At 47.8% G+C, this 23,808-nt stretch carries 22 protein-coding genes; 7 read left to right on the top strand and 15 right to left on the bottom strand.

Features of this window, described 5'->3' with window-relative positions; genetic code table 11:
* Positions 1-6: 6 nt before the first annotated feature.
* The 6 genes from rodA to purD form a co-directional block, all read right to left on the bottom strand.
* The gene (gene rodA / locus FN124_RS07270; protein ID WP_142684071.1) at positions 7-1,293 is read right to left on the bottom strand and encodes a rod shape-determining protein RodA; all 1,287 of its coding nucleotides are present in this window, start codon (positions 1,291-1,293) and stop codon (positions 7-9) included.
* Between the two features lie 30 nt (positions 1,294-1,323).
* On the bottom strand, positions 1,324-3,261 hold the full coding sequence (mrdA, locus tag FN124_RS07275; RefSeq protein ID WP_142684072.1) for a penicillin-binding protein 2: 1,938 nt from the start codon (positions 3,259-3,261) through the stop codon (positions 1,324-1,326).
* A gap of 137 nt (positions 3,262-3,398) precedes the next feature.
* Positions 3,399-3,908, bottom strand: a complete 510-nt coding sequence (locus FN124_RS07280; protein WP_142684073.1) for a rod shape-determining protein MreD — start codon at positions 3,906-3,908, stop codon at positions 3,399-3,401.
* Positions 3,905-4,792 carry a rod shape-determining protein MreC gene (mreC, locus tag FN124_RS07285; RefSeq protein WP_142684074.1) on the bottom strand — a complete coding sequence of 296 codons (888 nt, stop codon included), beginning with the start codon at positions 4,790-4,792 and terminating at the stop codon, positions 3,905-3,907. The genes FN124_RS07280 and mreC overlap by 4 nt, the downstream gene beginning before the upstream one ends.
* A 90-nt stretch (positions 4,793-4,882) precedes the next feature.
* A complete protein-coding gene (locus FN124_RS07290; RefSeq protein WP_106527013.1) occupies positions 4,883-5,905 on the bottom strand; it encodes a rod shape-determining protein in 1,023 nt (340 codons plus the stop codon).
* Positions 5,906-6,179: 274 nt separating this feature from the next.
* Positions 6,180-7,457, bottom strand: coding sequence for a phosphoribosylamine--glycine ligase (gene purD / locus FN124_RS07295; RefSeq protein WP_142684075.1), 1,278 nt, complete (start codon positions 7,455-7,457; stop codon positions 6,180-6,182).
* 169 nt (positions 7,458-7,626) lie between these two features.
* Between purD and FN124_RS07300 the strand changes: the two genes are divergently transcribed.
* The 3 genes from FN124_RS07300 (at position 7,627) to FN124_RS07310 (ending at position 12,134) form a co-directional block, all read left to right on the top strand.
* Positions 7,627-9,333 carry a peptide MFS transporter gene (locus FN124_RS07300; RefSeq protein ID WP_221887746.1) on the top strand — a complete coding sequence of 569 codons (1,707 nt, stop codon included), beginning with the start codon at positions 7,627-7,629 and terminating at the stop codon, positions 9,331-9,333.
* Between the two features lie 112 nt (positions 9,334-9,445).
* Positions 9,446-11,494, top strand: coding sequence for an OPT family oligopeptide transporter (locus FN124_RS07305; protein ID WP_142684076.1), 2,049 nt, complete (start codon positions 9,446-9,448; stop codon positions 11,492-11,494).
* A gap of 127 nt (positions 11,495-11,621) precedes the next feature.
* Positions 11,622-12,134, top strand: coding sequence for a hypothetical protein (locus tag FN124_RS07310; RefSeq protein ID WP_142684077.1), 513 nt, complete (start codon positions 11,622-11,624; stop codon positions 12,132-12,134).
* Positions 12,135-12,198: 64 nt separating this feature from the next.
* On the opposite strand, the gene FN124_RS07315 is transcribed toward FN124_RS07310, so the two are convergent.
* From FN124_RS07315 to FN124_RS07325, 3 genes are all read right to left on the bottom strand, one after another.
* Positions 12,199-13,404 carry a DUF1501 domain-containing protein gene (locus FN124_RS07315; protein WP_142684078.1) on the bottom strand — a complete coding sequence of 402 codons (1,206 nt, stop codon included), beginning with the start codon at positions 13,402-13,404 and terminating at the stop codon, positions 12,199-12,201.
* Between the two features lie 25 nt (positions 13,405-13,429).
* Positions 13,430-14,878 carry a DUF1800 domain-containing protein gene (locus FN124_RS07320; RefSeq protein WP_185937122.1) on the bottom strand — a complete coding sequence of 483 codons (1,449 nt, stop codon included), beginning with the start codon at positions 14,876-14,878 and terminating at the stop codon, positions 13,430-13,432.
* Between the two features lie 89 nt (positions 14,879-14,967).
* Positions 14,968-16,176, bottom strand: coding sequence for a molybdopterin molybdotransferase MoeA (locus tag FN124_RS07325; RefSeq protein ID WP_142684079.1), 1,209 nt, complete (start codon positions 16,174-16,176; stop codon positions 14,968-14,970).
* A 47-nt stretch (positions 16,177-16,223) separates the two neighbouring features.
* Between FN124_RS07325 and moaC the strand changes: the two genes are divergently transcribed.
* Positions 16,224-16,709, top strand: a complete 486-nt coding sequence (gene moaC, locus FN124_RS07330) for a cyclic pyranopterin monophosphate synthase MoaC (RefSeq protein WP_142684080.1) — start codon at positions 16,224-16,226, stop codon at positions 16,707-16,709.
* Complete coding sequence (gene mobA / locus FN124_RS07335) at positions 16,693-17,292, top strand: molybdenum cofactor guanylyltransferase (protein ID WP_142684081.1); 600 nt, start codon at positions 16,693-16,695, stop codon at positions 17,290-17,292. The genes moaC and mobA overlap by 17 nt, the downstream gene beginning before the upstream one ends.
* Before the next feature lie 68 nt (positions 17,293-17,360).
* Here the strand turns inward: mobA and FN124_RS07340 are convergent, their stop codons facing one another.
* Together FN124_RS07340 and moaD are read right to left on the bottom strand one after the other, a co-directional pair.
* On the bottom strand, positions 17,361-17,762 hold the full coding sequence (locus FN124_RS07340; RefSeq protein ID WP_142684082.1) for a molybdenum cofactor biosynthesis protein MoaE: 402 nt from the start codon (positions 17,760-17,762) through the stop codon (positions 17,361-17,363).
* A 29-nt stretch (positions 17,763-17,791) separates the two neighbouring features.
* Positions 17,792-18,025 (bottom strand): molybdopterin converting factor subunit 1, encoded by a 234-nt coding sequence (moaD, locus tag FN124_RS07345; protein WP_142684083.1) that lies wholly within the window; start codon positions 18,023-18,025, stop codon positions 17,792-17,794.
* Positions 18,026-18,102: 77 nt separating this feature from the next.
* On the opposite strand from moaD, the gene FN124_RS07350 reads away from it, so the two are divergent.
* Together FN124_RS07350 and moaA are read left to right on the top strand one after the other, a co-directional pair.
* On the top strand, positions 18,103-18,474 hold the full coding sequence (locus FN124_RS07350) for a DUF7009 family protein (RefSeq protein WP_142684084.1): 372 nt from the start codon (positions 18,103-18,105) through the stop codon (positions 18,472-18,474).
* Between the two features lie 5 nt (positions 18,475-18,479).
* Positions 18,480-19,457, top strand: a complete 978-nt coding sequence (gene moaA, locus FN124_RS07355) for a GTP 3',8-cyclase MoaA (protein ID WP_142684085.1) — start codon at positions 18,480-18,482, stop codon at positions 19,455-19,457.
* Between the two features lie 61 nt (positions 19,458-19,518).
* Here the strand turns inward: moaA and FN124_RS07360 are convergent, their stop codons facing one another.
* The 4 genes from FN124_RS07360 to serS all read right to left on the bottom strand — a co-directional run bounded on the left by FN124_RS07360 (position 19,519) and on the right by serS (position 23,805).
* Positions 19,519-20,268 carry a sulfite exporter TauE/SafE family protein gene (locus FN124_RS07360; RefSeq protein WP_142684086.1) on the bottom strand — a complete coding sequence of 250 codons (750 nt, stop codon included), beginning with the start codon at positions 20,266-20,268 and terminating at the stop codon, positions 19,519-19,521.
* A 2-nt stretch (positions 20,269-20,270) separates the two neighbouring features.
* Positions 20,271-21,356, bottom strand: coding sequence for a HesA/MoeB/ThiF family protein (locus FN124_RS07365; RefSeq protein ID WP_142684087.1), 1,086 nt, complete (start codon positions 21,354-21,356; stop codon positions 20,271-20,273).
* 506 nt (positions 21,357-21,862) lie between these two features.
* A complete protein-coding gene (locus tag FN124_RS07370; protein ID WP_221887747.1) occupies positions 21,863-22,405 on the bottom strand; it encodes a GNAT family N-acetyltransferase in 543 nt (180 codons plus the stop codon).
* 131 nt (positions 22,406-22,536) lie between these two features.
* Entirely contained in the window at positions 22,537-23,805 is a 1,269-nt protein-coding gene (gene serS / locus FN124_RS07375; protein WP_142684089.1) for a serine--tRNA ligase, read from the bottom strand.
* Positions 23,806-23,808 lie beyond the last annotated feature (3 nt).

Here is a 23,808-nt window from a genome sequence, read left to right on the forward strand (position 1 = left end):
AAGATACTATCTTAACACCATCTGGCGGTCGGCATCCAACCGGAGCAATATAAATATCAGCATGGTAAACGTCATCAAAGAAGATCCTCCATAACTCACCAATGGCAACGGGATACCGATTACCGGCGCCAATCCTATGGTCATGGCAATATTAATGGCCAGGTGGAAAAAGATAATACTGGCTACCCCGTATGCATATACGCGGGTAAAGGTCGATCGCTGTCGCTCCGCCACAAAAATGATCCGGAAAAGCAGGGCTACATATATCCCCAGGAAAATAACGCTGCCGAAAAAGCCGAAATCTTCCCCTATTGTGCAAAAAATGAAGTCGGTGCTTTGCTCAGGTACGAAATCGTAACGGGTTTGGGTACCCTTCAGGTATCCTTTTCCCCAGAAACCACCGGAGCCGATGGCAATCATACTCTGCCTGGTATTATAGGTGGCTTTAGGATCGTTCTCCTTGCCCAGCATCACCTCAATACGGCGTACCTGGTAATCCTTCAGCACTTTGGTAAATACAAAAGGAACCACGAACATTACAAAAAGCCCGCAGAAGGCATAAATACCCAGTATCAGCGCCAGCTTCGATCGCTTTCGTTTTATTTCGCGCCGCATAAAATATATGACCAGCGCGGTGATGACCGTGAAAATAATAAAGAGCACCGTTCGGTCTACCAGCAGGGCCGACAATACCAGCACAATTCCCGAAAAGGCAATTACCAGCAGCACGCCGGGCAATCCTTCACGAAACATTACCAGGAAGAAGGAAAAATATACCAGCGCCAATCCTGTTTCGTCCTGCAAAATGATAATACCCGCCGGTATCAGGGCCAGTGCAGCAGCTATCAGCCTCGATCGTAGTTTCGTGAAATCCGTTTCCTGCGACGACAGGTACTTGGCAAGCGCCAGGTTGGTGCAGAGTTTGGTCAGTTCCGCAGGCTGGAACTGGAATCCACCGATCACCAGCCAGGAATGCGATCCTTTTACGTCTTTACCTATCCCCAGCACCAGCAGCAGCAACAACAGCCCGCCCGCATACATGAGGTTGGCTGTGGCGGTAAAGAACTTACTGTCCGTTAGCCATATAATAGCCGCCAGCACAATAGACACACCAAACCAGATGAGCTGCCTTGAATAGTTTTTATTCGGGTGCAGTATATCCTGCCACACGCTATCATCCCCCCGGTATTCCGCAGCAAAAATGGACATGATGCCTATGATCACCAATGCCAGGTACAGGCCAACTATTGGCCAGTCAATCCCTTGTGTCAGTTTGGCTTGCGAGCGGTTCATTATTGATTAATCGGTTTATTCGATGATTGGTTAAGGCTTATTCTTTTTAATAATTGCGTTCTGATTCAATGAGTCAAGGTGCGATTTTGCCAGCATGGCCTGATCTATTGTTACTGTTTCCATCACTGATTTCAACAGCGGCTGACGTTTGGTGGAGATACTGTCTTTCAGGTATTTCTCCATCATCAAACTGGCAATAGGCGCTGCATATTTTGCACCGAAACCGGAGTTCTCCACGATCACGGCGATGGCTATACGAGCTTTTTCCGCAGGGGCAAAGGCCACAAACACCGCATGGTTCTTCAACTTTGTTCTTACTCCATTCACTATACCATAGTTTTCTGCGGTACCTGTTTTACCACCGATAGTAATCCCTTCAATTTGAGCAATACGGCCGGTACCGCTTTCCACCACATCCGTCATACCATGAATAACCGCACTGTAGGCGGTATCAGAGATATGCGCCACCTCGTGCTTTTGTTTGTATTTGTCCAGGAGATGGGTATTGTCGTTGTCGATGCTTGCCACAAAATGCGGGATATAGTAAGAGCCCCGGTTAGCCACAATACACATGGCATTAGCCATTTGCAGCGGTGTTAACAGCAGTTCTCCCTGTCCGATCCCTAAGAACACAGAAGTACAGGAGTTCCAGCTGCCTTTGTACCTGGCATCATAATATTTCTTATCCGGTACCAGTCCCCGGCCTTCACTGGGAATGTCTATTCCCACCTTATGACCAAAGCCGAAGCTGTTCATATAATCGGCCCATTTCTGCATACCGCCTACCTTGATACCTCCGAATTTACCTGCATCCACACTCAGGCGGTATACGTGCGAAAAATAGGAGTTACAGGAATGCGATAAAGCCAGCCGCAGGTTGGCTGCGTGCCCTGCATCATGGTGCTCGCACTTGATAGGCCGCGAACAGCCGTAATAGGCGCCACCGCAGGGGTAACCAAAACTGGGGGTGATCACCCCTTCATCCAGCCCCACCAGTGCAATCATCGGTTTAAACGTAGATCCCGGCGGATAAGTAGCCTGGATAGCGCGGTTAAACAGTGGTTTGGTAGTATCTGTATACAGTTTACTGAAGTTGGCGCTCCGGTAAGGACCGGTAAGCAGGTTGGGGTCGAAGCTAGGGCCGCTTACCATAGCCAGGATACCACCTGTTTGCGGATCGATGGCTACAATACTGCCCGATTTTCCTTTCATTAATTTTTCACCAAGCACCTGCAGTTCAATATCCAGGGAGAGGCGCAGGTTCCTGCCGGCTACCGCCGCACTGTCAAATTCCCCGTTCTCATAGGATCCCTGTGGCCTGTTGAGATTATCTTTGATCAGGTATTGTATCCCACGCTGTCCCATGAGCACCGTTTCATAGGTTTTTTCAAGTCCCGTGAATCCAAGGTAGTCGCCGGAGTTATACAACCCGTAATTAGCAGTGTCCTTTAACATGGCGGGGGAAATTTCCGCGATATATCCCAGGATATTAGCTGCTGCTGAATAAGGGTAGGAGCGTATTTGCCGGGGTACCAGTTCAAAGCCGGGCTGGAAAAGGTACATGCTTTCCTGTAGCTGCCCGAATATTTCCGGGGCCAGGAGAGGAGCAAAAACCGATTGTCTTACACGCCCGTTTTTAATAATGGCGGTAACGATCCGTTTTCTGAATTCTTCCTTATCTATTTTTAAAATATTACAGAGATAACCGGTATCAATGCTTTTTACGCTGGCAGGCGTAACCACCAGGTCATACAATACATCGTTGCCAAGGATGCTGCGGTTCTGCCGGTCGTAGATGATACCACGGCTTGGGTAAATGACCTTACGAAGCACGGCGTTGGCATCCGCCAGCTTGGCGTATTTCTTTTCCACTACCTGGAGAAAGAATAACCTGGTGATGATCAGTACCACCATCCCAAGTATGATCAGCTGTATTACTCTTTTCCTGGGCTGATTGAATACTGACATGCTATTAAGGACGGAATTATTTTAAGTTACAAAAATAGCGGAAAGCTGAAAGCAGAAAGCTAAAAGCGCCCATATTTTGTTGTTTATCGTTTATTTCTTTTCCCCTTTGTTCTGGTTTCCGTGACAATAGCTTTTCGCTATTTTTTCGAAAAGAACAGCAGTTCATACAGCACAATCAGGAAAAGACTGGCCAGTGTTGAAAAGACGATCTTCATCACCAGGTATAACGGGTTGCCCATACCAAATACTTCCAGTATGAAGAAAAGCGTATGGTGCAGGAATACCAGGATAGCAGCATAGATGAGAAACTGGGACACGCCCATACTGGTCATCGAAGGCGTTTTCTGGGTAGTTTCAAAACCTCCCTGTGGCGATAGGATATTGATAATAAACGGGCGCAGATAAGCAATGAACACGCAGGCGGCTGCATGCATGCCCGGTGTATTCATAAACATATCCAGCGAAAGACCCATCAGCAAACCCAGGAGCATCAGCACCGGGCGTGGCAGGTTAAACGGCAGCGCCAGTACAAACAGCATATAAAGATAGGGGCTCACCAGCTGGTGCAGCAATATTTCATTGAGCACAAACACCTGAATCAGCAGCAGGAGCACAAAGCGGATTATATTTCTTAACAGTATACTCATTTAATCAACTTATACGTTGAATCTTCCAATCGTTGTTGTTCTTCTCTCAGCAGGTTCTCTATCACGTACACATATTGCAGGTTAAAGAAATTGGTAGCCAATTTTAACCGGATAGTAAACGAAGTGCTGGCCTTATCTCCTACGGCAATGCTTTCTACATAGCCGATCGGGATGTTTTCAGGGAACAGGGCCGAGAAACCGCTGGTCACTACAGTATCTCCCTTATGTATCTTGGCGCTTTTCGGCACATCTTTCAACAGGGCATAACCGGCATCTTCGCCATCCCAGTGTACGGAGCCCATTTCCTTTCCCTGTCCCAGGCGGGCGCTGATGGATACGGAATTGGATTTGGAGAGCATAGACAGCACTACTGCGTAGTTATCGCTCACGCTTCTCACTACGCCCACCACGCCGCTGCTGCTGATAACGCCCATGTTGGGGCGGATCCCCTGCAGGCTGCCGCGGTGAATAGTAATATAGTTAACAGGCTTATTGATGGAGTTGTTGATCACTTTAGCGGAGAAGTACTCATACCGCCGGATCTGTGTGCCAATAACACGGTGTGCGGTATCATCGCTGTATTGGCGAACGGTATCTGTTTTGATCCCGTTGGTGGTAATCATGCTGTCGTAACTGGTACGGAGCATATTGTGCAGGCGCATGTTCTCATTCACCAGGCTGTCGTTGGTCGACTTCAGGTGAAAGTAATATTGGACATTATTATACTTATCATATAATTTCCCGCTGATGTCATTAGCGGAACTGAGATAGGCGGCGCGCTGAAAGTTGTTATGCTGGAACACCAGTACCATACAAATCACTTCCAGCAGCAGAAATAAGAAGAAGTTAAAATATCGCCTAAAGAAAATGATTAGATTTCGCACAAGCGCGCACTATTTTAGGATTTGGTTATCCGGATACATTGTTTTCCTTCCCACAGGATGAATAACAACATACCCGGATCACAAATGGTTTTATTGCATCAGGAACGGATACTTGCCTACATGCTTCAGGGCAATACCCGTACCTCTTACCACCGCACGTAAAGGATCGTCCGCTACATGTACCGGCAGTTTAATTTTTTGGGTAAGACGTTTATCCAGGCCACGCAGCAGGGCTCCGCCGCCGGTCAGGTATAAACCTCTGCGGTAAATATCTGATGCCAGCTCAGGAGGCGTTGTTTCCAGCGCTTTCAGGATGGCTTCTTCGATCTTAAAGATAGATTTATCAAGGGCTTCCGCAATTTCCTGGTAAGATACCATGATCTGTTTGGGAATACCGGTTACCAGATCCCTTCCGTTAACAGGAATATCATCCGGTGGGTTGTCCAGTTCTTTCAGGGCAGATCCGATATGGATCTTGATCTGTTCTGCAGTTCTTTCACCGATCAGGAGGCTATGATAACGGCGCAGGGCTTCCATGATATCGGCAGTAAATTCATCACCGGCAATACGGATACTCTGGTCGCACACAATACCTGCCAGTGCAATTACGGAGATACCGGTAGTACCACCGCCTATGTCAATGATCATGTTACCTACCGGCTCTTCCACATCGATACCGATACCGAGTGCGGCTGCCATAGGCTCATGGATCAGGTATACCTCTTTAGCCCCTGCCTGCTCAGCGGAGTCACGCACTGCTCTCTTTTCCACTTCCGTAATACTGGAAGGAATGCAGATCACCATGCGCCAGCTGGGTGCAAATAAAGGTTTCTTGGGGTAGATCATTTTTATGAGTTCCCTGATCATTCCTTCAGCGGCATTAAAGTCCGCTATCACGCCATCTTTCAGGGGACGTATAGTACGAAGATATTCGTGTGTTTTTTCGTGCATCATCATGGCCTTTTTTCCTACTGCCACAATTTTGCCACTAGCCCGTTCTATCGCTACAATGGAAGGCTCGTCCACTACCACCTGGTCATTATGAATTATCAGCGTGTTCGCTGTACCAAGATCAATCGCGATTTCCTGCGTTAAAAAATTAAAAAATCCCATTGTTGATACGGTCAAAAATTAGAATGCAAAAATGAATAATTCCAACGAATATACGATGCAAAAAATGGATATTCTTGCAATAATACAGCTAAATATTAAAAAAAGTTATTTGTTGTATAAACGGCATAGTAACAGCTCTCTTTATGCTCCGACCAGATGAACGGGATAACCCCGTTTTAATTGTTCCTGCTGCCTAAAATTGTGCCTTTACAAGTCCCGCTTTTCAATTGTCCTGTACCAGTCCTCCCCACTGTAAATGAATCCCGGTCAACGGTTAAATGAATTCATAACCGATATCCCGGCGGTATACCTTGCCGTCAAATGTGATCTGCTCCGCTGTTTGTACAGAATGTGCCAGTGCCATGGTCAGGTCTGATGCCAGTGATGTAATAGCCAGTACACGGCCGCCATTGGTCAGCACTTCATCGCCTTCCTGACGGGTACCGGCATGAAACACCACCTGGTCGCGGGTAGGCGCGGGGATACCATTGATCACCTTATTCTTTTCATATGCTTCAGGATACCCTTTCGATACCAGCATTACCGTAGCTGCTGCACGCTCATCTGCGTATATGGTTTGCCCGCTCAGTTTGCCGGTCATCACCGCATTGAACAGTTCCAGTGCATCATTCTTCAAACGTGGCATCACCACTTCCGTTTCCGGATCGCCCATACGGCAGTTATATTCAATCACAAAAGGCGAACCCTCCACATTAATCAGGCCAAAAAAGACAAAGCCATGATATACAATGCCTTCCCTGGAAAGGCCCGCTATAGTGGGCCGGATCACTTCATCTTCTACCTTTTTCATAAAGGCAGCATCTGCAAACGGCACGGGAGATACCGCTCCCATACCACCTGTATTCAGCCCAAGGTCGCCTTCACCAATTCTTTTATAATCCTTTGCTTCAGGTAATATCTTATAAGTGTGGCCATCTGTAATTGCGAATACAGACAACTCAATGCCGGTAAGAAATTGCTCTACTACCACGGTTTTACTGGCATCTCCGAACTTCGCGGAACGGATCATCTGCTCAAATTCTTCTGCCGCTTCTTCATAGGAAGCCGCTATTACCACGCCTTTACCTGCCGCCAGGCCATCGGCCTTTAACACAATTGGTAAGGAGTGCTGTTGAAGATAGGCCAGGCCCTCTTCATAATTCTGCTCATTAAATTCCCGGTAGGCAGCAGTGGGGATATTATTCCTTTCCATAAACAGCTTGGCATAAGCCTTACTTCCTTCCAGCTGTGCACCTTGCTTTGAAGGGCCCAGTACAGGGATATGCCGCAGCAGGGGATCATTCTGAAAGAAATCATAGATCCCGTTTACCAGGGCTTCTTCAGATCCGGGCACCACCATGTCTATCGCATTATCCAGGCAAAAGGTCTTTATCTTTTCAAATTCACTTACACCCATGTTAACGTTCGTGCCGCATTGAGCGGTACCCGCATTACCCGGTGCAATAAATAACTGACCGCAAAGGGTGCTTTGTGACATTTTAAGGGCCAGTGCGTGTTCCCGGCCACCACTTCCAAGTAATAGTATGTTCATATGAATTGCCTAATAAATGCAGATGCGAAAGAAAGTGCAAAGAAAGATCAAAAAACCGCAAAAAATGAGCATTTATACCATTTTTTTACGGAGATTAACGATTTTATTTAACTTGCCACATTTAAAGGTTCACGAAATCTAAACAACTATTGCTAAAACTAACCAATTTATGATGCAAACTACTGTTGCACAAGAGTCCCCTATTGCCTCGCAGAAGGGCCACCCTAAGGGGCTCTCAGTATTATTTGCCACGGAAATGTGGGAACGCTTCAATTTTTATGGCATGCGGGCATTGCTGACGCTCTTCCTGGTAAATGCGCTGGCTTTCTCAGAAGCAGATTCCTCTATCATCTATGGCGGCTTTCTTGGCTTATGCTATCTTACCCCCATGCTGGGAGGATATATCTCCGACAGGTATCTCGGTAACAGGAACTGTATTATATTAGGTGGTTTTATAATGGGCGTAGGGCAGCTGCTCATGGTGCTCAGCGCCATTCTCTATGCCACCAACGTGGACACAGCCAAAATGATCGTTTGGCTCGCCCTCTTCATAATTATTATAGGCAACGGCTTTTTTAAACCCAACATATCTTCTATGGTGGGTCAGCTTTACCCCAAAAACGATGGCCGCCTCGATTCTGCCTTCACCATCTTTTATATGGGCATCAACATGGGCGCCTTCCTGGGTATGCTCATCTGCCCCATCCTTGGCGACGTAAAAGTAGACGGTGTAAGAATGGTCAGCGCTTTCAAATGGGGATTCCTTGCTGCCAGCATAGCCATGTTCACAGGAACTATCCTGTTTTTCTTCCTGAAAGATAAATACGTAATAAAACCCAACGGTGAAGCCATCGGCGGTAAACCGGATTTCTCCAAAACTCTTACTGCCACCGGCGAAGCCGATAAAGCCAAATTTACTACCGGCGCCATTATCGGCGTCCTCGTTTTAATGGTAGTCCTCTTCTTCGGTATCCACTTCCTGTCGCTCGATCCCAACCCAATCAAATCATGGGTGTATCCATTTATATATGCAGCCGGTATCAGTCTTGCTGTATTGATCCTTACCGATAAATCCATTACCAAAGTAGAAAGACAACAAATCACCGTTATCTATTTCGTGGCCTTCTTCGTTATCTTCTTCTGGGCCTGCTTTGAACAAGCCGGTTCCTCCCTTACCTTTGTAGCTGATTATCAGACAGATCGCCGCCTCTTCGGCTGGGATATGCCTCCTTCCTTCGTTCAAAACGCCAACTCTATCTTCATCATCGTATTTGCATTGCCTTTCAGCTGGTTATGGCTCAAATTACAACAGCGTAACCTGGAGCCTATCTCTCCCATGAAACAATCCATCGGGCTGGCATTGCTGGCATTCGGGTTCTTTATCATCGCCCTGCAAATGAAGAGCCTCGGCCCCAACGAAAAACTCGGTGTTAGCTGGCTGATCCTGATGTACCTCTTCCATACCCTTGGCGAATTGTGCCTGTCGCCCATAGGCCTTTCACTGGTAGCAAAACTGGCGCCTCACCGCTTCTCTTCCCTGCTCATGGGAGTATGGTTCCTCGCCAATGCCGCCGGTTATGCACTGGCTGGTACCCTGGGCGCACTGTTGCCACCCACACTGGATAAATATCAACTCGCTTCGCAAAACGGTATCGACCTGAAAGGTATTCTCGATGGCACCATCACTGCCACTGCGCAGCAACTGGATAAATTACAAGAGCTTAAATTGGCTACACATTACCCTACCTTCGCAGGTTTCACCATCCACAACCTCTATGAGTTTTTCATGGTGTTTGTGATCCTGCCGGGAGGCGCTGCCATACTGCTGTTCCTCTCTACCAGCTTCCTGAAAAAATGGATGCACGGTGTCCGGTAGTCAATATTATTATAAAAAGGAAAGGAGGAAAGCGGATAACTTTCCTCCTTTCCTTTTTTAAAAGTAAATTCATTCATTATAACATCTCTACCTGTAATCCATAAACAATCTTATGCCCGATAACAACTTCAAACCCTTTGTTCCACCCGGCGTACAAATGAAAGAATTTACGCTGAAATCTATTTTGCTTGGCTGCGTATTCGGCATCATTTTCGGCGCCGCCACCGTGTACCTGGCGCTGAAAGCGGGTCTTACCGTTTCTGCATCTATCCCCATCGCCGTTATCGCTATTACACTGGGAAGAAAATTCTTCAATACCACCATCCTGGAAAACAACATTATCCAAACTACCGGGTCTGCCGGCGAATCCATAGCCGCGGGAGTGGTATTCACACTGCCAGGCTTCCTGTTCCTGAGCGATGGCGGCGGCGCACAATTCTTCAACTATTTCACTATACTCATCCTGGCCATTTTCGGCGGTATCCTCGGCACCCTTATGATGATCCCGTTAAGAAAATCGCTGATCGTAAAAGAACATAAAACCCTGCCCTACCCGGAAGGTACCGCCTGTGGCGATGTTTTAATAGCCGGGGAGAAGGGCGGCGACTTTGCCAAAACCGCCTTCTATGGCCTGGGCTTTGCTTTTGCCTATGCCATCCTGCAAAAGATCCTGCATGTAATTGCCGAAACACCGGAATACATGACCAAACAGGCCAGCAAATTTTTCCCTTCCGCCAAGATCAGTGCCGATATCACACCGGAGTATATGGGTGTAGGCTATATTATCGGCCCTCGCATTGCAGGAGTACTGGTAGCCGGCGGCGTGCTTAGCTGGCTGGCGCTCATTCCTTTACTGGCATCATTGCTGCCGCCTGATATGATCGCTACACAACTGGTGAAAATAGGCTACCTCGCCAACCTGCAAACACCAGGCGGGCAGGGCGACTGGAACCCGCTTACACATACCTTCTCCGATTATTCTTCCGCGGTGTATTATGCCTACGTAAGACAAATAGGCGCGGGCGCCGTAGCAGCAGGCGGTTTCATCACCCTGTTAAAAACGATCCCCACTATCATTTCCTCTTTCAAAGGAAGCCTGGGCGCTATCAAAGATGGCCCCGCCAATGCAGATGCAAAAGGAAGTGTACCAAGAACAGAAAAGGACCTCAGCCTGAAAGTAGTGCTGTTTGGCAGTATTGCGCTCATCCTGCTTATGGCCTTCCTGCCGCAGCTCCCCGGCGATTCCATCGGTAAAAAACTACTGGTAGGTTTGCTAGTGGTAATATTCGGCGCATTTTTCGTTACCGTATCCAGCCGCATTGTAGGCCTCATCGGCTCTTCCAATAATCCCATTTCCGGTATGACCATCGCTACGCTCATGGGCACCTGCCTGGTGTTTATTGCTGTTGGCTGGACCGGTAAAGTGTATGAGCCCATGGCGCTGGTAGTAGGTGGTATGATCTGTATTGCCGCTGCAAATGCCGGCGGTACCTCCCAGGACCTGAAATCAGGCTACATCGTAGGCGCTACCCCCATGTACCAGCAGATAGCATTGTTCATCGGGGCCATTGTTTCCTCCGTGGTAATTGGTTTAACTGTAAAGTTCCTGGATAAGCCTACGGCAGATATGATAGCGCATGGCGTTACCGAACATGCAATCGGCAGCGCATACTATCCAGCCCCGCAGGGTACGCTCATGGCTACACTGGCAAAGGGAATTCTTTCATTTAACCTCGACTGGCAGTTTGTACTGGTAGGCGTGTTCCTCGCTGTTACCATGGAGCTGTGCGGCGTTAACTCGCTTTCTTTCGCGGTAGGCGCTTATCTTCCATTATCCACAACTTTGCCCATCTTTGTTGGTGGCGCTATCCGTGGAGTGGTTGATCACCAGCAAAAGAAAGCCAACAAAAAAATATCCCCGGAAGAAGAAGAGCTGGGTAAGGGCAATCTCTTTGCCACGGGTCTTGTGGCCGGAGGGGCGGTAGCCGGCGTGATTATAGCCATCCTGGCGGGTTTCGACTGGTCGGCTGTGATCCTTGCCAAACTGAATAATCAACAACTGCTAACAAATATCCTCGGACAGGGTGGATACTATATAATAGGATGCGCCTTTTTTGCGTTTATGGGCTGGTACCTGTATCGTACCGCCCGCAAAGCCTAGATCCAACTTTTAATGATCATACCGATGCCGGTAACCGGGTGTAACAATCCTTTACCGGCATCCGTTTTTTGTTTTTTAAATGTTTAATTTAGCCGCGAATTAATTAAAACAGATTATAATATAACCTATGCGCATATTAGTTACCGTATTGCTCAGCGCCATTGTTTTACTGGGCACTTCCTGCGACAAGGACAAAAACGATAGCCGCCAACGGAAATTTATATCATTGAAGCTGGATAACAGGGTTTATCTTTCAGAAAATCCAAAGGGCATTATTACCTTGCCCAATTTAACGGATGAAAACCCGGACAATGATTATCCTACTATGGAAATCACCGGTCAGAGTTACAATGGCGATGTAATTACTTTTACATTGGCCACTGCATCCATGCCATTTAAACCAGGCGTGTATGCTGCCACCCAAAAAGGAAATGGTATGCTTATTTCCCTGAACAGCACCTACTACACTAATCTTACTTCAGCAGGCAGCACTGATTTCGTTATTACCATTACAAGCATAGACAACCAGGCAGTGGAAGGAACTTTCTCCGGCACGCTGAAAGATGCCACCGGCGTTGGCGGGCCACGCATTACAAAAGACGGGGCCTTCAGGGCGAGTGTAACCCAGCAGGGGCAGTAATCCCCTTCGGCGATTGTCTTGGAACACTGATTATGATGATTAGTGTTCCAAGACAAAATCCGCGTTATACAAAAGACAAATGCGGGTACTCCGCCTTTAATATCGCCTTATCATCGGCGCCCAGCCAGCTGGATAACAGTGTGGCATATACGCTTTTGAAGTCTACCTGGTATTGCAGGTCCCCGTCTTTCAGGTTAAGCAGGTCAGGGCCGCTGTTGATAAGTCCCGGCTGTTTCAATCCGCCACCTACCAGGAACATGTTGTTGGCCGTGCCATGATCCGTGCCTCCGCTGGCATTCTGACTAACTCTTCTCCCAAATTCAGAAAAGGTCATCACTACCACATCTTCAAAACGATGATTGTTCTTCAGATCATCTGTAAACACGGTCAGCGCATCGCTCAGCTGACCAAACAGGCGGGCCTGCTGGTCCTGCTGGTTTACATGGGTATCAAAACTCCCATGCGATACATAATATACTTTCGTGTTGATATCCGACATTACCAGGTTGGCAATGGTTCGCAGGTTCCTACCCAGCTCTGTATTGGGGTAAGGAGCAGAAGATTTGTATGTTTTAAACTGTTGCTGGATATAAGCTGCAGAGGAAATGGTTTCACCCATCGTTTTATACAGGTAATCCGCATTATTATGATGATCGTTTTCACTGGTATGCTGCTTTAATAGCTCCGCAAAATATTTATCATTGCTGGTGCCGTATAGCCTTGCCGGATCGGTCATTGCAAGCCCTTTGTCGTTGTCGCCTTTTAAGGCCAGGCTCAGGGTATCATCTATTTCCAGGGCCTGTGTAGGTTTATCACACCCCTTGCATTGGGCATCGAGGTAACGGCCTATCCAGCCGTCGGACCAGTATTCATCCGACTGGCTTGCAGAATGCCAGATATCCATAGAGCGGAAATGTGACCGGTCGGGGTTAGGGTAACCTACGTTATTCAGGATACCCAGCGCCCCGTCATCATACAAAGTCTTTAAGCCTTTCAATGCCGGGTGGATCCCCAGTTCATCATTCAGGGAAAGCGCAGCCTCCCTTTTTATTCCCAGCGCAGGACGGGCTTTATAGTAAATATCATTACGGTAAGGAATAACGGTGTTCAATCCATCATTACCGCCAGATAATTGAATAATCACCAGCACTTTGTTACCCGGAGGCACCAGATGGCCTCTTTCCAGCGCCTTCAGGAACTTTGGCATCATCATCGCCGCAGAAGCCAGTGAGCCTACCTGTAAAAAACGGCGCCTGTTGAGAATCAGCATAGCATTACTTTTAGCGGTTAATAGTTTAACACAATTGATACTCCGGTGTACTCATTACATCAATGGTGACTGTTTTAATATAGTTTTCCCGGCTGCTGCTATCGGCATATTTCTCCAGCAACGACCGGCTTATATTACCAGGCTGCTGTAATAAAACACCGGCAATTTCATCGGCTAATTTCTCTCTCGGCACCTTCTCAAAACCGGCCACATAAGGGTCCCAGTCTACCTTAGCATTCACTTTTTTCGCAAATTGCCGTTTCAGGAAATCGTTGATCTGAAGGGTCATTTTATAATTAGCCCCATCGCCCATTTCAGGTGTCAGTTCCTTAGGCTTTACATTAAAGGCCTGGGAATACAATATTACCTGGGGTACACGCAGGCGGAACATCAGGCTGGAACTGTCGATCCAGCTTCGCCCACCAGGCCATCCGGCTACATTGGGCGGATAAAAAAGCAACTGCCCCAATACCCGCTGGAACAGTAACATCACTTCTTCCTTTTCAAAGGTCATGGGTATGGTTCTGCGGATGCCTGCCAACAATTCCACAGGCGATTTGATCCGATTACCCACAATATTTGAATCGTAAAACCAATCGGCCATAAATATTTCCTTCATCAGGGATTTGATGTTATAGCCCGACTGGTAAAACTTCTCCGACAATGCCGTAATACGCTCCTCATCAGGTGTTTCTGATACGAAGTACTGGTATATTTTTGCGGTAATAAACCTGGCAGTATGCCGTTGTTCCAATAATATTTTCAATACATCATCTCCATTAAAATTCCCTTGTTTCCCCAGGAAATTTTTCAGGCCATCGTCATGCTGTTTTTCCCTGAAAACAAAAGTGCCTGTTTCATCAAATCCCCATCCTGTAAAGGCTCTCGCAGCTTCCTTCACATCCTGTTCTGAATAATTGCCTCTTCCCATCGTAAATAGTTCCATTACTTCACGGGCAAAGTTTTCGTTGGGATGTTGTTTGCGGTTCTGTTGATTATTGAGAAATTGCAGCATGGCCGGGCTTTTGGACACTGCGCTGAGCAGATCACCAAAGTTGCCCAGGGCGTTTTCACGAACTACCGACAACAGCTGCTGGTTGAATAATACATTTTGTGTACGGCAGGCAAAATGACCATGCCAGAAAAGGCTCATCTTTTCCCGGAGAGGATGTTCACTATGTACCATCGCATTTACCCATGATACATTCAGGTCTTTAATGCCCTCGTCATTCATTTTCCGCACTGCCTTCTTTTCTTCAGGGGTCATTGTTTTCTGCTTCCTGTAATCCGGAAGATCATCTGCTGCTACCACATCTACAGAAGTAACTGACGCTCTTGCAGGCCCGATAAGTACTTTATTCACAATTTTTTCCCGCCTTTTGCTTTCCCAGTGGGAGATCACAGGGAGGGTTTCTCCGAAGCCAGCGCGCCAGGCGAGATGTTGCATCTGAATTTTACGGGCAACTTCAGCCATAAGCATTTATTTGTAGTGAGACTATCAAATGCGGAACGGGTTTAACCGGTCAGGGGGCATATTGCAGGAAAATCAACGGGAGCGTTTGCTTAACGGAACCGCCACACCTGGTAACTGCTTCCTTTTTCAAATACATCCTGTTCCAGCGGCAGGGTTAAAAATGCGTCTGCCTTCAGCAAACTGGCCAGATCGCCTGAACCCTGGTAAGGCTGCGGAATAGCCAGGAGCAAGCCGTTGGGCTGCGACTGCAATTTTACCGGCAAATAATATTCCAGGGCCGCATCAAATATCACCTTCTCCGACAACTGAGCGTAACAGGCCTCCGGTAAAGCCGCACCCATAGCGGATTGTATCCATGCGTGCACATAACGGTAAAAACACATGAATCCTGATACCGGGTTTCCCGGCAAGGCAAACACAACAGGACCGTTTTTGAAAGTGCCAAACAGAAAAGGTTTCCCGGGTCGCTGCTGTACTTTATGGAATACCTGCTGCATGCCAAGCTGTTCCAATACTGCAGGCAAAAAATCGTATTTACCGGCACTAACAGCGCCTGAGCTGATCCATATGTCTGTTTCCCGCAACAGGGGCAAAAGCTGATCCTTCATTTCCGCTTCGTTATCCGGTAAATGCACATAGCGGGCTGTGATGCCCAGTTGAGCCAGCGATGCCAGCAGGCTGTAAATATTGGAAATACGTACCTGGTGAGGCTCCGGTGTTTCATGTACAGCCACCAGTTCATTTCCGGTGGCAATCACTGCTACCCTGGGCAGTTTGCTTACTTCTACCGTGGTTTGTCCCACTGTAGCCAATACACCAGCTTCTGCAGGGCCTATCAGCGTTCCGGGCTTTATCAGTACCGAGCCAGCATCTACATCTGATCCTTTCCTATGAATATTCTGTCCTTTTTTTACGGCGCCATGCACAGTAAAACGGCGAAACCCTTCATGCTCTGAAGGCGTAAGATGCTCGTACTGGATAACGGTATCTGTCATTTCCGGCAACACGGCGCCGGTCATCACTTCTATACAGTTGGCAGTGTTGGAAAGCTGCAGCTGCGGTGTGCCTGCAGCCTGTATATCTTCCACTCCAAAAATATGCTGACCGCGGGCAAAGCTGTCGTAATTAACAGCGATGCCATCCATAGTTACCCGGTCGAATGGCGGGAAGGGCCTGTCGGCCAGTACAGGCTCCCGCAAAATACGGCCGGCAGCGGATTCAAAAGGCACCGTTTCGGTACCCAGGTCCCGCACAGTTTGCATCACAGCCTTAAATGCAGCAGCAACAGTCAACATCATTTTGAATTACTTTTGTATAAAGTGAACTTGTCTAAATTTATGATTTTATGTCCAATGAATCAAGTAATGCTTTTTCACACCTGAACGAAAGTGGCCAGCCTGCTATGGTAGACATCAGCGGCAAACTGGATACTTATCGTATAGCCGTTGCCGAGAGCCGTGTGTACCTGCCCCAGGTGATACGCGCCCAGTTTCACGGACAGGATATTCAAACCCGCAAGGGGGGCGTATTTCAAACCGCTATCATGGCAGGTATCATGGCAGCAAAAAAAACACCGGAGCTTATCCCGCTTTGCCATACCTTGCTGCTGGATGGCTGCGATGTGCAGATACACCTGGAAGAAGAAGAAGCGGTGATCCGTTGTACAGTAAAAACCAACGGCAAAACAGGCGTGGAAATGGAAGCCCTCACTGGCGCCAGCGTGGCGGCACTTACCATTTATGATATGTGCAAAGCCCTTACCCAGGATATGATCATCCGGGAAACAAAACTCATCAGCAAAACAGGCGGTAAACATGACTATACCCGTTAATAAAGCGCCATTAAAAGGACTGGTGCTGTGCGGCGGCTTCAGCACCCGCATGCAGGAAGATAAAAGCAATATCCCCTATCATGGTATGCCGCAATGGCAATACCTCGTTACTTTATTGCAATCGCTGCTGCCGGAAGTGTATATTTCCTGCCGGAAAGAACAGCAGGCAGATTTTTGGGGGTACCCGCACCTGGTACCCGATTCAGTACCCTTTGGAGGACCGTCTGCCGGGCTCCTGAGCGCACATGCGCTGCAACCGGAAACCGCCTGGCTGGTCATAGCCTGCGACCTTCCCCTGCTCAGCAAACAAAGCCTCGAACTGCTCATCGCATCCCGCGATGCCGGTAAAGCAGCTACCACTTTTGTAAGCCCGGTAAATAACCTGCCGGAACCGCTTATCTCCATCTGGGAACCAGCGGGGTTAAATTCATTGAAGGAAAATGTAAATGCCGGGAAGAATTGCCCGCGCAAAACCATGCTGAATACAGATATCGCGCTTTTCAACAATCCGTATGCAGCAGAACAGTTTAATGCCAATACGCCCGAAGAAAAGGCGGAAGCACTGAAAGACCTGGAGAAATAAGCCGGCCTGGAATAGTTAACCAGCAGTAAGGGTACAAATGTGTCCGGGCCAGCGGCTGAATAGCTGTATCATACAACTTCCCCGTCTGCAAAAAATTCCTTTTTCCAGATAGGAACAGTTTCTTTAAGAGTATCTATCGCAAATTCACAGGCGTCAAAAGCGATCCCTCTGTGGGCAGAAGCCACCGCTATTACCACTGCAATATCGCCGGGATATTTATCTCCAACCGCATGGAGCATGGCCAGGCGCTGTATATCCCATTTTTCCGCTACCTGCGCCGCTATCTTCTGCATTTCAGAAATAGCCATCGCCTCATAACACTCATAAAATAATTTCAATACCGGCCGTTGCCTGGTGTGATTACGCACGGTACCGGAAAAAATCACTTCCCCTCCGCATTCCGGCGCATGGATGAAGTCCAGCGCTTCCTGCACGGTAATGGTATCTTTGATATCTATTAATATTTCCATCTTTTAAATACTAAAACTAAAAACAATGCTCAGCCTCCACTCACCGGCGGGATCACCGCAATCTCATCCTGGCTGCTTATTACCTGTGTATCAGCTGCATAGGTCCGGTTTACCGCTATCATCACAGACCTGAGCTGCTGCAACGAAGGATATACCCCGAACAACCAGGCCTTCAGGGTGGCTACATCTGTAATATGTTCCGGCTTGTCAAGCACCGGTACACCGGCAATATCTTTGGCCGCTCCGAACAATAATATACCCATACTCCGTAAATTGTTCGTTAAAACTACAATATAGCCCCGATAAAGTAGTAATTTTAATACGGCAGAAAATCAATTTTATGAAAATAAGGTTAAGAGACAACAGTATAAGATACCGCCTGGATAAAGCAGATGTAGAGCTCCTGGAAACTACCGGGAAAGTGGAATCAATTACGCATATAGGCGCCGGTACCCTTCATTTCTGCCTTCGGGGAAAGGATATTTCTGATCCTGTTATAAAAATGGAGCACGATGGCGTACACCTGCTGCTCCCGGTTTCCCGTCTTGCTGCCTGGTATGCACCCGACCAGGTAGGCTTTGAACTGATGCTGCCCAATGCCGATGGCTCGGAGCTAACCATCCTGGTGGAGAAAGATTTTAAATGTCTTACAGACAGAAACGAGGACGACAGCCAGGCATTCGATAATCCGATGGCCGGCAAAAACTGCTGATAACAATGCTCACAGATGCACATCATCGTATCATAGACTACGTACGCCTGTCGGTAACAGACCGGTGCAACCTCCGTTGTACCTACTGCATGCCGGAAAACATGCATTTTGTGCAACGCAAGGCATTACTTACTGATAACGAAATTCTCCGCCTGCTGCAAACACTTGCCGGCGCAGGCATTTCCAAAATAAGGATCACCGGTGGAGAGCCCTTTCTCCGCCCTGGTTTAATGAGCCTGCTGGAAAAAATAAAAGCGATTCCCGGTATCCGGGAAATTGCCATCACTACCAACGGCGTATTAACACAGGCGTATATCCCTGCATTGCAACAACTGGGGATCACACATATTAACCTGAGCCTGGATACATTACAGGCCGGCCGCTTCCTTCAAATTACCCGCCGCAACCGGTTCCCCGCTGTGATGGATACACTGGAAAGCCTGCTGCTACACAATATGCAGGTAAAGATCAATACAGTGGTGATGGAAAATGTGAACACCGATGAATTAGGCGCATTTACTGAACTTACACGCAACAATGCGGTATCAGTAAGATTTATTGAAGAAATGCCTTTTAACGGGCAGGGACATACGTTTTCAGGGATTGTATGGAACTATCATAAAATTCTTGTTTCTATCGGGGAAGACTATACGCTGCAGAAAATAGCGGATGCACCCCACTCTACTTCGCTCAACTATCATATTCCCGGCCACAAAGGCAATATAGGCGTGATCCCTGCCTACAGCCGTACTTTTTGCGGCACCTGTAATCGTCTTCGTATATCCGCTACCGGCAGTATGAAAACATGCCTGTATGGTAATGATGTGTTGAATGTAAAAGAGATAATGAGAGAAGAAGGCCGGCAGCATCTCCTCCTGCCAGCCATACAATCTGCCATCCACGCGCGTTTTGCAGATGGCTTCGAGGCAGAGCAGCATCATACGGAAGAAAATATGGAGAGCATGTCGGTGATAGGCGGATAGTTCTGCAACATGTGCACACAGGCCTGATGCCAACATTTGTATTTCCCTTTTCCTGCAACCGCTACTTCAGCAGCATCTGCACGCCTGCATACAGTATCAGCAAAGCCGTTGCGCCTGCCACCCAGCGCGGATTCAATACTTTTGCGCTCAGTCTTGCACCAATCTGGCCACCAGCAATAACCGCCAGCAGCAAAGGTCCGGCAAATCCCACATCAAACACAATGGCATGCTTTGCGGCCTGGCCACATAATCCTGCAATGGAATTTACCAAAATGAAAAAGCTGCTTAATCCTGCAATGTTTTTAGCCGTATCATATCTGCCCAACCGCAATACCGGCGAAAGATAGATGCCACCGCCAATACCGGTCATACCGGAAAGTAATCCTATGCCACCGCCAATAATGCCATAGGCAATGCCATTTTCTTTATCAGCAGGGATAATAGGCTCTTCTTTTTCAAAAAATAAACGGTAGCACATCAATATCGCCGCCAATGTAAGCGCAAGCCCCAGCAACAGGAAAAATGTAGCCTGTTTCATAGGAAGGTAACTACCTATAAAAGCCAGCGGCACACTTACCAGCGACAGCTGCCATGCCTTTTTTATAGGCAGGTGGCCACTTTTATAAAAATGGTAAACACCTCCGCTCACCACGGCTACATTACATAACAAAGCAGTGGATTTCATCAGCTGGAAATCTACCATCCACAAAGGAAGCGATAAAATAGCGAGGTAGCTGGAACCACCGCCGAACCCGGCAGCTGAATAAGCCAGCGCCACAATAAAAAAGAGGATACAAAGCTCAGGGATCACGGTTAATAAGTTTGCATCTGGTGATCAATAGCACTGGCCCAGGCATGGATACCGCCTTCTATGTTGTATACGCGGTTGTAGCCTAATTCTGTTAACCGCTGCGCTACTGCACGGCTTCGCATACCATGATGACAAAGCACCGCCACCGGTACATCGTCCGGGATGGCAGCTACCTGCTGTAACACCTGCCCCATGGGGATATGCACGGATCTGGGGATATGGCAGATCTCCCATTCATCATCTTCTCTCACATCCAGTAACATAAAAGGCAGGTCACGTTGTAACCAGTCGTTTAACTGCTGTACAGACAATGACTGTACCCCTTCCTGTTCACAAACCGTTTGCTGGTAGTTCTCCTGCAGGGCAGTGATTTGCCGGTTGGCCGCTACCGGGGTGATGTTAAAAGTAAGATGGGTATTGTTCAGGGTGTCAATCGTCATCAACTGGTTGCGCAGCGGAGTACCTATACCGGTAATTACTTTCACGGTTTCATTGGCCATATAACATCCAATGATACCAGGCAATACACCCAACACGCCAATGTCATTACAGTTGAGCATTTCCCCGCTTTCCGGTGCTTCAGGGAAAATACAACGGTAAGTGGCGCCTTCCTGGTAATTGAATACGCTCAGCTGCCCTTCGTATTTATAGATAGCTCCATACACCAGCGGTTTGCCGGTAATTACACAGGCATCGTTCACCAGGTAGCGGGTACCGAAGTTATCCGAACCATCTACAATTACATCATATTTACTGAAAAGTTCCAGGGCATTATCAGTGGTGAGCCAGGTATCGTGCAGGATATGGGTTACTTCCGGGTTCAGCTCCTGCAGCCGCTTTACGGCCTGTTCAATTTTGGGCATGCCCTGATCCGCAGTGGTATACAGTACCTGCCGCTGCAGGTTGGTGATGGAAATAACATCATGTTCCACGATGCCGATAGTCCCGATCCCCATTGCGGTGAGGTATTGCAATACCGGCACCCCGAGGCCGCCGGCGCCAATTACCAGCACTTTTGCCTGCTGCAGTAATGCCTGTTTTGCGGGGCCAAATCCTTCCAATCTCGTTTGCCTGTCATATCTGTCCATACTGCTTCATTTAAGACCCTAAATTTAATTGTATTCGGGAGAATTTTTTATAATGATTGTAGCGGAGGCTGATCTCCTGATCCGCAATATCAGCCGCTGAAGGCGCTCAGGTGCCGCTCTGCGGATAATTGCAACAGGATACTGGTACACAGATTGAAATAAAGTCTACCGCTAAATTACCATCACAACAAAAAGCGGCAAAACCAATCCGCCGGTTTTGCCGCTTTTTGCCGGATTTCATAGGAATGGCAGTGGAAACCTATTTCAGGACCTGTGTATCCTAGGTGCATGCACTAAGCATTGAAAGTGCATTATTAATTCGTGTTGACCGTATGAAGAGTGTATGAGGACTACATAAAGACTATATGGTGAGTACTACACATAGGCGACTCCTAAGCAACTGAGAAGTATGCGAGAAGCATCTATGATCCCATTCATGCCTTCACCGGACAATAATAACTATTTTTTTAAGAGGGGCCTGTCAAAAGTAAATGAAGGCTTTGAGTTTAGCGTTTCAGCTCCAGGTACATGGTTACCAGGTCTACATAACTACCATTTTTCTGCAGAATAGCATTTGGCAGACGCCCGCATTCCATAAAGCCAAAATTGCGGTACAGTTGCATCGCTTTTTCATTGGTAGAAAAAACATGCAGGTATACCATCCGCAGGTTACTGCGCGATTCAGCCCAGCGTAGCATGGCCGTGAGCAGGCGGCGGCCGATGCCCATGTTATTCCATTGCTTTTCAACGGCAATGCCTATTTCTGCGGTATGTGCTTTTTTATACAACCCACTATGGTTCACATTAATGGAACCAATGATCTGGCCTTGTACTACGGCCACCAGCAAAAGTTGATTGGGATTATCGAGATATGAATGGATATAATCCTCTTCTGAAGCAATATCCAGCTCCATCGACTCACTGCGGGTAAAGAGCAGGTAGTCTGTTTCCCGCGTCAGGCGCTGGAAACTGGCCAGCAAACCAGCTGCATCGTTATGTTCAGGTGGACGAATGATGAGTTCGTCGCCGGTGGGCAGGAAATGTTTCATAAGGAGCATTGGCAGTGGAAATTACGAATTCCAAACGACGAATGACGGATTTGCGGCAGATGTCAGCGGATATTATTCCCTGAGCATCTTTACGCGAACCCGTCATCCGTTAAAAGATTATCCCCAATAGGTTATATCATGTGGCTGCCGAAGTAGCTCTGCAACACGGTTGGTATCCTTATGCCTTCAACTGTCTGGTTGTTTTCCAGCAGGCAGGCCAGGATGCGCGGCAACGCCAGGGAGCTTCCATTCAGAGAATGCAGCAACTGCGGCTTACCATTATTTTCCTTGAACCGTATTTTCATACGGTGGGTTTGATAGGCTTCAAAGTTACTCACAGAGCTCACCTCCAGCCATTTCTGCTGGGCGGCGCTATATACTTCGAAATCATAGGTAATGGCAGATGTAAAGCCCATATCGCCGGCGCATAAACGAAGAATGCGGTAAGGCAGCTCCAGCTGGTTCAGCAAGGCTTCCACATGTGCTACCATTTCATCCAGCGCTTCGTAAGACTTATCGGGATGTACCAGCTGAACAATTTCCACTTTATCGAACTGGTGAACGCGGTTGAGCCCACGCACATCCTTGCCATAGGAACCCGCTTCACGGCGGAAACAGGGCGTATAAGCCGTCATCTTCACCGGCAGGTCGGTATCTTTCAGGATCTCATCGCGGTAAATATTGGTTACCGGTACTTCTGCAGTTGGGATGAGATAGTAATTATCTGCCGTGGCATGATACATCTGGCCCTCTTTGTCCGGCAGCTGACCGGTACCATAGGCAGATGCTTCATTTACCAGGTAAGGCGGCGCATACTCGGTATAACCATTGATGGTATTGTAATCCAGGAAATACTGTATCAGGGCGCGTTGTAACCGGGCGCCCCTGTTCTTGAAAACAGGAAAGCCGCTGCCGGTAATTTTGTTACCCAGTTCAAAGTCGATAAGGTCGTACTGTTTAGCTAAATCCCAGTGGGGAACAGCGCCTGCATACAGGTCAGGAATTTTACCTCCTTTGCGCACTTCCACGTTTTCTTCCGGTGTTTTTCCGGCAGGCACCTGGGCGGATGGGAGATTGGGAAGCTTTACGAGGGCATCCTGCAATGCTTTTTCAGTGGCATTCAGCTCTTCATTCACAGGGCCGAGGCGGTCTTTCAATGCCGCTACAGCAGCGCGCTGCGCTTCTCCTTCTTCCTTTTTGCCCTGGGCCATCAGCTTACCTATTTCTTTGGATAAACTATTTACCTGGGCCTGTGTTTCATCGTATTCAAGGGTTAATTTCTTACGCTTGTCGTCCAGCGCCAGCACTTCTTCCACTACCTCCAGTTCCTTGAAATTCTTAAATGCCAGCCGCTCTAAAACAAATTCTTTATTTTGACGTATAAACGGTACTTGTAACATGAT

It is taken from the genome of Chitinophaga polysaccharea, from assembly GCF_902150045.1.
In the GTDB taxonomy this organism is placed as follows: Bacteria; Bacteroidota; Bacteroidia; order Chitinophagales; family Chitinophagaceae; genus Chitinophaga; species Chitinophaga polysaccharea_A.